Genomic DNA, 12,286 nt, shown 5'->3' on the forward strand with positions numbered 1-12,286 from the left:
TGTTTTTTGCTTAAATAATCCCTTGTTCTTCTAATTTACCTAAGAAATAAGGCATTTGAACTCGCCACCAAGGCCAGTCGTGATCGACATCGTGTCCCCAATAATCAAACCAAGCCGGAATGCCTTTTTCTCTAAACGCCTCTTCTAAACGTTTGGTACTCACAACGTGTTGCTCTTCCCAAGCACCTTGACCAACGGCAACAATATAGTGATTACGGTAATAGTGATCTAAGAACCAGCTATCGTGTTGATTCCAAAGATAATCAATTGGCGAGTTAAAATAAACTGCTTCATCGCCGTAGTATTCATCGGTAAAGAAACGTGCATCATAGACGCCGCTTAGCGCAATTGCCGTATCAAATAGATCTGGGTGGCGGAGCGCAAAGTTAATCGTATGGTAAGCTCCCATGCTGCAACCTGTTGCGATCATTGCGCCGCCCCAATGAGATTCGTGGCGAATTAATGGTACTAATTCATTCACAATATAGCGGTCGTAAGCGTTATGCGCTTGTGCCATATCGTGTCCAGATTTCCATTCTGCAAGCCAAGATTCGCTATCAAAAGAGTCGGGGGTATAGAATTTAATTAAGCCACGTTCAATAAAAGAACGGCAAGCATCAATCATACCAAAATTGCCGTATTCGTTTTGGTTTCCGCCTGATGAAGGGAACACAATAACAGGTTTACCTGCATGTCCATAGACGTTGAAATGCATTTCACGTCCTAATTCGCCACTCCAATGGCTACGTCTTTCAAAGTGCATAAATCCCCCTTAGTTCTTCTCTTGCGCAAAACGAACAATCTCGTGCATTTGCTCCATGGTTTCTGTACGAGCCAAAATACCGTGTTCGCCCATAATTTTAGCAAACACACCCGGAACTGTTTGCACGCTGATGATGTTGCCTGCGTATTTTTGACATACTTCATCAATGCTGTGTTTGTAGTTTTTGTTTGCCTTACGAGAAATATAAACCACATTCCAAGGGTGCGTGATGTTTGAGTAGAATTTATTTTCTTTCACAATATTGGCATATTCTTTGAACACATCAAAATCGTTCGCATAGTTCCACATATCGATGGTTAAACCACCCGGTGGACGGCAGTTGATTTCAAGCGGCATTAATTCACCGGTTTTTTTCACACGGAAATATTCAAAGTGGAAGAAACGTTCACGCACTTTAAAGGCTTCTACACATTTTTCACCTAATTTGACTAAATCTTGTTTGATTTCACGTGGTACGTAATAGAACATATCGTTGTCTTTTTCAACGGTATCTAATACTACTTCAGAATACTCAAGGCTTGAGTAGAACACGATATTGCCGTCTTTATCGGTTAAGCCGTCAAAGGTCACGATATCGCCTTCAATGAACTCTTCCATAATATATTCAACGTGCGCATTTTTGTAACCAAAAAAGGCTTCTAATTCGTCCGCACTTTTGATTTTGTAAGTATCGCTCGCCCCAACGCCGGAGTTTGGTTTGATGATCACAGGGAATTTAAGCTCTTTGGCTAGTTTACGTGCATCTTCATCATCTTTAAACACACGGCCTTTCGCCACTTTTAAGCCCGCTTTGTGGAACACTTCTTTCATTTGTGCTTTGGTTTTGATTGCCAACATATCTTCGTTTTTATAGCCCGATACATTGAAATCCGTACGCAATTTTGCGTCTAACTCAAGCCAGTATTCGTTGTGCGATTCCACACGATCAATGCGACCATATTTGTGAGCAAAATAACCGACTGCACGGTAAACTTGCTCATAGTCTTCCATATTATCCACACGATAATACTCAGTTAGCGAGTTGCGTAAGCCTTCGCTTAGTTGCTCGTAAGGTGTGTCTGCAATCCCCAAGGTATTAAAACCACTTTCACGCAATCTCACTGCAAAAGTCTCGAAATTGGCAGGAAAATGTGGGGAAATCATTACAAAGTTCATTGGTCTTTGCATAATACTTCCTATATTGAATGATTTATAATTTGTTTAAATTATGATAATTAAAGCACAATTTTTAACTTTTCGTAAGCTCGTTGTGCTTTATTTCTTGCTTTATCGCTATCTTGATCTCTGGCTAAAATCACCCCTAATCGGCGATGTCCATTGACTTCGCCTTTACCAAATAAGCGAATATTAGTTCCAGCCTCTTCAAGCACTTTATCTAAATTGCCAAAAACAACATTATCGGATTTCCCTTCAACCACGATTGCTTTAGAAGCTGCCGGCGAGATTTGATAAATTTCAGGAATGGGTAAGCCTAAAATCGCCCTTGCGTGTAGTGCAAATTGCGATAATTCTTGAGAGATCATCGTAACCATACCGGTATCGTGCGGACGAGGCGACACTTCATTGAAAATAATCTCATCGCCACAAACAAAAAGTTCTACGCCGAAAATCCCTCTACCGCCCAGTGCTGAGGTAATTTTTTCTGCTACTTCTTGTGCTTTTTGCTGTGCTTTTTCCGACATCATCTGCGGTTGCCAAGACTCTCGGTAATCGCCATCAATTTGAATATGCCCGATAGGTGCAAGGAAAGAGGTGCCGTGAATATGACGAACGGTAAGTTGGGTAATTTCATAATCGAATTGAATAAACCCTTCGACAATCACTCTGCCACCGCCGGCACGACCGCCCTCTTGAGAATAATTCCACGCTTTTTGGATTTGTTCGGCAGATTTAATAATCGACTGCCCGTGACCGGATGAGGACATAATCGGTTTGACAACACACGGAATACCAATCTCTTTAATGGCGGATTGGAAATCTTCAAAATTATCGACAAAGCGATAAGGCGAGGTTTTTAAGCCTAGTTCTTCAGCGGCTAAACGGCGGATACCCTCACGGTTCATCGTTAATTGGGTCGCTTTAGCGGTAGGAATAACACAATAGCCCTCTTGCTCTAGCTCAACTAATGTTGCTGTTGCAATAGCTTCTACTTCAGGCACAATAAAATCAGGTTTTTCTTGCTCAACTAACGTACGCAAAGCTGCTCCGTCTAACATTGAAATGGTATAGGCTCGATGGGCAACTTGTTGTGCCGGCGCATTTTCATAGCGATCAACAGCGATAACTTCAACGCCTAAACGTTGTAGCTCAATTACCACCTCTTTGCCAAGTTCGCCAGAACCTAGCATCATCACTTTAGTTGCTTTGGGTCTTAATGGGGTACCGATAGCGGTCATTTTTTTGTTCCTTTTTACAAAGTTAAGCAAACGATTGCGTTCCATTATACTGAAAATTTAAGTTTCTGCATAACATTCACTTGAAAAAGGAGGAAGAAATATCAAATATGAATATCTTTCATAATGAGTAAGAAAAATCTTCAGCTACTTTATGTCATTAAAATCGCCAAATTAGTTAGATTTTAGAATATAATTCGAGGCATTAAGGTCTTTTAATTTTGGAACTACATTATGAAAAAAAATCTTATCACAACATCTCTTTTACTCGCATTGCCAACCTTGGCTTTTGCTCAAAGTGAAACAACGAAAGCAGAGTTAGATACAGTCACTGTTTATTCAGCTTATGCTACCCCCGTAAACCAAGACAAAACCGCTTCTTCAGTAACTGTTTTAACCGAAAAGGATTTTACAGAGCGTAATGCGACTTATGTAAGTGATGTGTTGAAGACCGTACCGAGCGTGGCAATGAGTGCATCTGGTGGACGAGGCACTTTAACCAATTTTTATCTTCGTGGGGCGGATGCAAACCATACGGCGGTCATTATTGACGGTGTGAAAGTCAATCCTGTGACAGGCTATGGATTTGATTTCGGCGGATTAAGTTTAAGCAATATTGATCGTATAGAAGTATTGCGTGGCGAACAATCTGCACTTTGGGGCAGTGATGCGATGGGGGGCGTGATCTATATCACAACGAAGAGCGGATTATATAAGGATAAACCGTTTAATGTAGACTTTGATTTAGGCACAGGTTCAAATGGAACTTATGACGGTTCAGCGGCGATTTCAGGTTATAACAATGGCTTCTATTATGCGTTGAATGGAAATAGCCATCGTACCCGTGGTATTTCAGCGTTAAGTTCAAATACATTCCGCTATACAGCCCAAAATGGAACAGAAGTAACTACTGGTGGCGCGAAAGAGCGTGATAAATTTTATCGTGATAATGCCTCTTTACGTTTAGGATATGACGATAATCAAAAAGGTGTAGAAGTTTTGGCTTCTCATTTCTCGCAAACAGCACATTATGATGGCAGTTTAGCGGGAGAAACCTCTTTTGATGATTATACTCGCACCCGTGAAACCTTATTCAAATTAAGCGGTTATTTAGGGAATGAACAGGAATTATTTAAACAGAAAGTGAGTGTAAGTCACATTAAAACCGATAGTGATACGATCAGTTCTTGGGCAAGTGCTTATGATGCTAAAAAACTGAATGCTAATTATCAATTAGATATTAACTTTGATCGTGAAGGTCCGGTAAATCAAGCGGTCAGTATTTTAGGCGAATATCAACAGTCAAAATATGATTCAACCTCTTACAATGATGAAAAAAGCTTAGTAGAGAAGAGTATTGCTACCGAATATCGTTTATTTACAGAAGATGATCACAGCCTTTCAATTAGCGGACGCTATACAGGGAACTCTGAATATAAAGATGCGTTTACAGGGCGTATTTCAGGGGCTTATCGCTTATCTCCAAACTTCCGTGCTCACGCAAGTTTTGGTACAGCAATTCAAAACCCAACAATGACGGAATATTATGGTTATTTAGGCAGCTATGTAGGAAATCCGAACTTAAAACCGGAAAAAAGCCGTGGTGGAGATGTTGGTTTACTTGTGGAAAGTAATGATAAACATCACTCTCTTGACTTAACGTACTTTGCCCGTAACGTGAGTAATTTAATTAGTAGTGAAGTACTTGATTTTACAACTTATCGCTCTCGAGCTATTAATATAGAGGGTACGAGCCAAATTCGAGGCTTAGAAATTGCCTACAATGGTAAATTAGCTGATCGTTTAACGGCTTATGCTAACTACACTTACACTCAAGCCAAAGATAGTAAAAAAGCGGAATTAGTTCGTCGTCCGAAACATCTTGCGAACGTAGGCTTAGCGTATCAAATTACGGAGAAATTGGGTTCAAATGTTAATGTTTCATATGTTGGCAAACGGGTTGATACCTATTTTGATGAATTAACCTATGCTTCTTCTCGGGTTAAAATGCCATCTTATACATTAGTTAATTTGGGTGTAAATTATCAATTAAGCAAAAACTTAAATGTTTATGCGAATTTAAACAACTTATTTGATAAAAAATATGAAAATATTATAGGCTACGGACAAGACGGTCGTAACGTTTACGTTGGCTTAAAAGGTAGTTTCTAATCATTAATAACAAGCGGTGGGACTTTTCCCACCGTTTATTTTCTTATGAAAAAAACGCTTACATTTTTAACCGCACTTTTCTTGCCGTTTACAACGGCTCTTGCACAGGAACAGTTTGTTTCGCTTACGCTTTGTAGCGACCGCCTACTGACCGAAATCGCTCGCCCTGAACAAATTGCTGCGATGTCGCCTTATTCCAAAAATCCGTTGATGATGTTGGATAAACTTAATCATGACAAACCTACGCTTGAACCGCAACTCAGCCAATTACTTCCCTATTTAGACAAAACAATGCTGATTAACGAGCTGTTTTATCCGCAACTGGTCACAGAACTCAAACAGCTTGGCGTGAAAATTTTACCGATTAACGACAGCCCACAAACACCCGAACAGCTTTTTGACTTGATTTTGCAACTGGGAAAATTGACCGATAATCAAACCAAGGCAGAGCAACTGATTACCCAATTAAAATCGCAAAATATGAAGCTAAATCAACCGCTTACCGATACGCTGATTTTGTCGGATACCGGCGTGGTGGATACGCAACAACCGAACTACCAAGCCTTATTGCAACTGTTAGGCTTAACGCCATTAAAAACCGCCTTAACCCCACAAAATTTTTCACTCGAAAAAGTGGTATTAAGCCAACCGAACATTTTAATTTCCTTGACGGATAAACAAGGCTACAACGAGCAAGCAGAGCTACTTTCACACCCACTTTTGCAAAACTATTTCAAGAATCGACCGCTTGCTGCAATCCCGTTAAAATATACTTACTGCTTTGATCACGGCATTTGGCAGGGAGCAGAAAAGATTTATCAACAGCTAAAATGATTTGTGATGATTGTTAAAAAAGAACTGTCGACAATTTGTCGACAGTTGAAATAGATATCTATATTTTCGAAATATTAGTACTCCTAAAAAACATCAAAATAATTAAACGAAACAATGAACAAAACACTCCAACTTAACACCGCACTTTTGCTCTTGCTTCTGGCTATTATTAGCCTAGCAAGTTGGTACGACCTTAACGATTTTTCAGCGTTGAAAAATGCCGAAGGAATTGTGACGGATATGCGACCGCTTGTGTTGTGGGATATTCGTCTGCCACGGATTTTACTTGCCGTGCTAACAGGGGCAAGTTTGGCAGTGGCTGGCAATGCCATGCAGGGGATATTTCAAAATCCGTTGGCAAGCCCGGGTTTGTTGGGGAGTGCAAACGGGGCGACAACTGCCAGTGTTTTTATTCTATACTATTTTTCTGTCCCCTTTACCCTATTGTTGATTGGCGGTGTGCTGGGGGCGTTGTTGAGCTTCTTATTAGTTTATTTGATAGCCAAAAATCACGGTACAACGATGATGATTTTAAGCGGTTTGGCGGTCAATATGCTACTGGGTTCAGCGATTGCCTTGTTGCTTTCTAACGCTGAAAGCCCTTGGGCGTTGGCGGAGCTTTACCGCTGGTTACAAGGTTCGTTGGTGTGGGCGAAATTAGATACCTTATTGATTTCATTACCGATTATCCTATTGGGGTTGTTCTGTCTTTATCAACAACGTCGTTATCTTGATTTGCTCACCTTTGGCGAAGAAACCGCAAGCACAATGGGCATTAATCCCAAGCACAGCTTTTTTATTACCACTTTGGGTGTTGCCTTATTAGTAGGGGCAACCATTCCGCAGACGGGAACCATCGGCTTTATCGGCTTAATTGCACCGCACTTGGCTCGTATTATCCTGAAAAAACGCCCATCACAGCTTTATCTTACAAGCGGTCTGATTGGAGCATTAATTTTACTGATTGCCGATCTCTGTATTTTATATTTGCCGTTCTTTTCCCATATTTATGTCGGAACGCTTACGGCAATTATCGGCGCGCCGTTTTTGATTTGGATTTTATTAACACAGCAACGGAGAATGGCAAATGATTAAACTGGAAAATGTCAGCCTTGCATTTGGTTTATCCAACATCAGTTGCCATATTTCTCAAGGCAAACTTATCGGCATTATGGGGGCAAACGGTGCAGGGAAATCCACCTTATTGAAAAGTATCGCAGGGATCTTACCGCTGACAAGCGGTGAGATTTGGCTCGGAAATTGCAAATTATCCGCAATGACCGCCAAACAGAAAAGCGAACAGCTTGCCTATTTTGCTCAAAATACCCAAATTCATTGGGATTTATCCGTTTATGACGTGATCGCACTGGGTTTAACTTCGCCCACAAAAAACGAGCAAGCAAAAGTGCGGTCGGTTTCCGAACAATTTTCTATCTTTCACCTACTTGCAAAGCCGTTCCAACAACTTTCAGGCGGAGAAAAAGCTCGGGTACAACTAGCTCGTTGTTGTATCAAACAAGCCCCATTATTACTCGCCGATGAACCCATTGCACCGTTAGATCCCTATTATCAAATTGATATGATGGAACAGCTTAAAGCACTCACACCACAGAAAACCTGTGTGGTGGCAATTCATCACTTAGATTTAGCCTACCGCTTTTGTGACGAAATTGTTTTATTGGATAAAGGTAAGATCCTTGCCAGTGGCGAAACACAAGCGGTGTTAAATGCAGAAAATCTTGCAAAAGCGTTTGGGGTAGAGGTAAAAATAGATAAAGAAAATAGCGCAATTTTAGGGATAAGAAAATTGACTTGATGTTATTTAGAAATAAGCCGTTTGATTGACTACTCAAACGGCTGTAATTTTGCTAATGATTAACTTTCTTTACATTCCAACCAACGCACTCGGATACCATTCTGGTTTTTATAATAGGTTGAGCTACGCTGACGAGCAATTAAATCAACATAAGTCCCTTGAATCGGATGATAAGAGCGATAAACCACTTCAAAACGTGTACCTTTAGCATTGAGCGTACGATTTTCAATATGATCAAAGGGTTCTACTTTGCCATTATCTAATTGGAAATAGAAACCAAAGTTATCTTTCATACGACTTTCTCTTGAAAGTGGAAAATAGCTAGATAAGTAAGAACGAGAGCCCGTTTCAAAATTGCGGCAAGTGTAATAATAACGCTTATAATTTGTTGGGTTATGTAGTTCCGCTTGGCTGATATCATCTTTTAAATAGCCTGTTTTAACGGCTGGGGTTGGTTTGGATACTTTTGTTGTTTGAGGTGGTGTACAAGAAAATAAGCCAAGGCTCGTTAAAATGGCGAAAATCAGTTTAAATTTATTCATTATCATATTCCAAAAAAAGTATAGCTAAAATTTTGCTGCGCTATGATAGCTGAAATTTTTGAGTGTGCAAGGCTCATTTGATAAGGGATTATTTTAGGTTTTGCAAAATGTTTAGCAAAAATAACCGCTTGTTTACAATAAAAATCCCATAGGCTTTGCTATGGGATTACTTTTTACGATTAACCTTCTCGGCATTCTAACCAAGGTGTTCGAGTTCCGTTCTGATATTTGTAATAAGTTGAGCTATTTTCACGGGCGATTAAATCAATATAGCTTCCCTGAATAGGATTATACGAGCGATAAAAGACCTCAAAACGAGTTGCTTGGGCATTGAGGGCTTTGTTTTCAATATGATCAAATGGGAAGACCTTTCCGCCATCTAATTGGAAATAGATACCAAAGTTATCTTTTTTACGGCTTTCTTTTGAAAGCGGGAAGTAAGTCGATAAATAAGACTCATAACCTGTTTCAAAATTTGTACAAGAGTAATAGTAACGCTTATAGTTTGCCGAATTTTGTAGTTCAGCTTGGCTTATCTCATTTTTCAAATAGCCGGTTTTAACAGGCGTGGTTTGCTTTGGTGTACAAGCAAATAGCGTGATAAGAGTTGAAGTTAATAGAACCAGTTTTAATTTGTTCATCATAAAAATTCCGAGAAAAGTAGAAAAATTTAGCGATTATAGTAGCTGAAATCTGATGTTAAAACAAACTCTGCTGTCCACTCAAAAATTCAGGTGTCTTTTTTACTTTAAATCCATCGTTCTTCAAATAGTTTTTCAAACTTTCGATATTGTAGAACGAATGGCTATTGGTGGTGTTTTGAAAGTAGAGGTAAAGCTGATCAAACTCCGCTTTTCGCTGATTTAACAATGCTGCCAGTTGCTGTAATTCGGTTTCGCTATAACGATAATCGTGGCGTTCTTGTGCTGATTGGGCTTTCCACCAATGGGGATTGCGACCGTGTAACCGCCCGTGCCGATGTAGATGTGGGGTGTGTGCATTTTTAATATCTTGTTTTTGCCATTTATCGAAATCGATATTTCCCTTTGCCTTGCCCTGTAACTTTTTCAATGTCCTTCATTTCTAACATTTTCTTAATCAATTCCGATGATGCAGATGCGGAAAGATGAATGGTATTGACCACATCTCTTCGTGAAAAAATACGATTAGCAAACATCTGAGAAAGTGCGGTGATATGTTTCTGGGTTTTCTCTGAATGTCTTGTTTTTTCGTCAGGATTTTGCTCAATGTCTTGTTTTTTGTGTTCAATGTCCTGTTTTTGTTTCTCAATATCCTGTTTTTCAAAAAATTGACTGCTATTGATATGCAACTGGCGATTGCTTAGCAGATTGTTTTCGCCTAATAACAAATTACGCAGAAATAAAAGCAAGTATTCATTGGTTTCATAAACCCCTTTGGCGAGATTGTTATAATTTGCTCGTACCAACGCATTGCGGAAATACCACGAATTCTCGGCAAAAATATCATTCGTAACATTAAACCCTAATGTTTTTAAATACTTAATAAAAAACACAGCAGTGGTGCGAGTATTGCCCTCCTCAAAGACGTGAATTTGCCATAAACGTGCAATAAATGTGGCTAAATGCGCCATAATTTCTTCAAGAGAAAGTCCTCGATAACTAAAATTTTTCTCCTGCGATAAATCATATTCCAAGGTATTTTTCAATTCAGATGCTATACCATAGACTACCGTTTCGCCCTCTAATACCCACTCTTTTTTTAGTAATGTTATAAGTACGAATTTGCCCTGCGTGAGAGTAGATACCTTTAAACAGATATTTATGAATGGCTAAATATTGATTGACATTAAACGAAAAAGTAGGCTCCGACAGCAATTTCGCAATACGCACTGAAACTTTGTCCGCTTCTTCGGTACGATTCTCGCTGGTTAATGACGGATTTTCTTCATAATATTGGCTAATCCATTGTTCTGCCGTATCAATGGAAATCTAACCTTCAATATTTTTAATCGCAGTACTGATCAAATATTGAGATGGCTTTAGTCCATCAACTTCTTGCAGCCCGATTGCCGTTTGCCAAGCATAGCTCTTTTCCTTTTTATCCGCTTCAATATGGCGGATATATTCTTCAAAAGGATCTTTAGTCATTCTGTTTTTCCGTTGTGCAATATTTTGGGTAAATGTAACCGCTTGTGGGGTAAATGTCGAATAGATATGAGGGGGGCGATGGAGATAGAAAAATGCGAGAAATGGCTGACTAGTGGTCGGTTTTTGGAAGATGTTTGCATTAGGAAATTAACTGCTTGTGGTTTATGATAGGTTATTTTCTGACGGGAATTGTAGATTTTGTCAGGCACTCGTCGGAGACGAGTGCTATCGGCGGAGGAAACTCTAATAACCAGAAAGTAAGGGAGCCTATTAAGGATATAGCATAGATAATCCAATTCTTGCTGTATGTGAAGATAACTTTTGTAACACATCAGAAAATAAAGAACTTTTTATTCTTAAAAATGGGGTGTATTTATTTTTGTCCAATAATTCGTCCTCTGGAATAGTTTGGAAACTATAAAAATCAAAGATGATTGTTTTAGGAGTATTATCAATATAAATTGGCTGAAGTAAGTAAAAGCGCTCTTGCTTAAACTGCTCTCTTAGCTTCTTATTATAATTTACTATAGCTCCTTCTATTGTTCTAGACTTTTTAGTTTTTTTTGAGTTACTGAAGTCACAAGGAGGGCTAATATCTACCATGATAAAATCAATAGAATCAGAATCGATTTTATTTTCTGTTACTGCAGTTATTACATCCTTAATATGTAATGAATCCTTATTATTTTCTGTTTCTGTAGCTTTTACATCCTTCTCAGAATTCTCATTCTTTTCACTATTGAACTTATATATTGTTCCAGGAATAGCATACTCTTGATTAATGCTAGTAGAGTCTAATAATAAATCCTTATTTAATTTAGAAAAAATATTAAGTTTAAGTTCCTTATCTTTTAGTTCAAAGTTTAAATTGGATTTTGTTTTAAATAATTCCTTTATACTATTATAGGATTGAATTATTTCAAATTGTAGGGTGTCCATCAAAGACTTTATCAGCTCTTTTTGTAGAAATATATTCTCGCTTTCACCGTATTGTTTAGGTAAGCCAGAATAGCCTATTGCTAATTCATACATTACAGTCTCTAAATATTTTTCTCTCATTTCAACACTTTTTTCTTCACAATCAAACAGACTATATAAATTATATATTGTTGAATCAGAGCTAGATTTTACCGCTTTATTCCATTCAATAAAGAAAGATGATGATATATTTTTCATTAATTTATCATCAAGATCTTGGAATAGAGTGTCAAATTTATTCTCTCTTAAATATTTTGTTTTATCCATTGCAATAACAAATAATGGTGGAGTATATTTACCAGATGTTTGATAAATTTTTTCCTTAAATGAAGATAATTCTTCATCATGCTTCGTCCATAAGACAATTCCATAACTACCAAAATTTGTCCCAAGCAAACTAGAAAACCATCTTCTAATCTTTGCAACATTACTTTTTATATTACCTCCTTCATCTAAAAATAGATCAAGAAAGATAATCTTTCTATTATTTATAGGATTTGATATCTTATTAAGATCATCTGGTATATAATGTTTAGTCCAGATATCATTTTCTTCAAGTAGTTTTTTTAGCTCACTTACTTCATTAGGGTTGTCATCTATAATTAAAGCACTAGTAATAAATTCTTTTAACATAAGTC

At 38.3% G+C, this 12,286-nt stretch carries 12 protein-coding genes and 1 pseudogene; 4 read left to right on the plus strand and 9 right to left on the minus strand.

The features are described 5' to 3' along the window. Positions 1–10 precede the first annotated feature (10 nt). Genes DDU33_RS06320 through purT form a run of 3 tightly spaced genes read right to left on the minus strand, consistent with a single transcriptional unit; the run spans position 11 to position 3,180 of the window. On the minus strand, positions 11–763 hold the full coding sequence (locus DDU33_RS06320; RefSeq protein WP_005820114.1) for an esterase family protein: 753 nt from the start codon (positions 761–763) through the stop codon (positions 11–13). A gap of 9 nt (positions 764–772) precedes the next feature. Beyond that, a complete protein-coding gene (locus tag DDU33_RS06325) occupies positions 773–1,951 on the minus strand; it encodes an ATP-grasp domain-containing protein (RefSeq protein ID WP_108923826.1) in 1,179 nt (392 codons plus the stop codon). Positions 1,952–1,998: 47 nt separating this feature from the next. Beyond that, the gene (purT, locus tag DDU33_RS06330) at positions 1,999–3,180 is read right to left on the minus strand and encodes a formate-dependent phosphoribosylglycinamide formyltransferase (RefSeq protein ID WP_108923828.1); all 1,182 of its coding nucleotides are present in this window, start codon (positions 3,178–3,180) and stop codon (positions 1,999–2,001) included. A gap of 231 nt (positions 3,181–3,411) precedes the next feature. Between purT and DDU33_RS06335 the strand changes: the two genes are divergently transcribed. From DDU33_RS06335 to DDU33_RS06350, 4 genes are all read left to right on the plus strand, one after another. Continuing rightward, positions 3,412–5,349: a TonB-dependent receptor plug domain-containing protein gene (locus DDU33_RS06335; RefSeq protein WP_108923830.1), complete on the plus strand. Its 1,938-nt coding sequence runs from the start codon at positions 3,412–3,414 to the stop codon at positions 5,347–5,349. 45 nt (positions 5,350–5,394) lie between these two features. Further along, the gene (locus tag DDU33_RS06340; protein ID WP_108923832.1) at positions 5,395–6,183 is read left to right on the plus strand and encodes a TroA family protein; all 789 of its coding nucleotides are present in this window, start codon (positions 5,395–5,397) and stop codon (positions 6,181–6,183) included. Between the two features lie 114 nt (positions 6,184–6,297). After that, positions 6,298–7,278, plus strand: coding sequence for a FecCD family ABC transporter permease (locus DDU33_RS06345; protein WP_108923834.1), 981 nt, complete (start codon positions 6,298–6,300; stop codon positions 7,276–7,278). Further along, entirely contained in the window at positions 7,271–7,999 is a 729-nt protein-coding gene (locus DDU33_RS06350; protein WP_108923836.1) for an ABC transporter ATP-binding protein, read from the plus strand. The genes DDU33_RS06345 and DDU33_RS06350 overlap by 8 nt, the downstream gene beginning before the upstream one ends. 59 nt (positions 8,000–8,058) lie before the next feature. On the opposite strand, the gene DDU33_RS06355 is transcribed toward DDU33_RS06350, so the two are convergent. From DDU33_RS06355 to DDU33_RS06375, 6 genes and pseudogenes are all read right to left on the minus strand, one after another. Beyond that, the gene (locus DDU33_RS06355; RefSeq protein WP_108923838.1) at positions 8,059–8,541 is read right to left on the minus strand and encodes a hypothetical protein; all 483 of its coding nucleotides are present in this window, start codon (positions 8,539–8,541) and stop codon (positions 8,059–8,061) included. 179 nt (positions 8,542–8,720) lie between these two features. Next, a complete protein-coding gene (locus DDU33_RS06360; RefSeq protein WP_108925273.1) occupies positions 8,721–9,182 on the minus strand; it encodes a hypothetical protein in 462 nt (153 codons plus the stop codon). A 58-nt stretch (positions 9,183–9,240) separates the two neighbouring features. Continuing rightward, a pseudogene (locus DDU33_RS06365) lies at positions 9,241–9,510 on the minus strand (DUF72 domain-containing protein); the annotation flags it as partial. A gap of 55 nt (positions 9,511–9,565) precedes the next feature. Then, a complete protein-coding gene (locus DDU33_RS10990; protein ID WP_244175304.1) occupies positions 9,566–10,228 on the minus strand; it encodes a Fic family protein in 663 nt (220 codons plus the stop codon). A gap of 283 nt (positions 10,229–10,511) precedes the next feature. Next, positions 10,512–10,670, minus strand: coding sequence for an antitoxin VbhA family protein (locus DDU33_RS10995; RefSeq protein WP_244175305.1), 159 nt, complete (start codon positions 10,668–10,670; stop codon positions 10,512–10,514). 270 nt (positions 10,671–10,940) lie between these two features. After that, a complete protein-coding gene (locus DDU33_RS06375) occupies positions 10,941–12,281 on the minus strand; it encodes a hypothetical protein (RefSeq protein ID WP_108923840.1) in 1,341 nt (446 codons plus the stop codon). Positions 12,282–12,286 lie beyond the last annotated feature (5 nt).

The organism is Actinobacillus porcitonsillarum, from assembly GCF_003101015.1.
Taxonomy (GTDB): domain Bacteria; phylum Pseudomonadota; class Gammaproteobacteria; order Enterobacterales; family Pasteurellaceae; genus Haemophilus_A; species Haemophilus_A porcitonsillarum.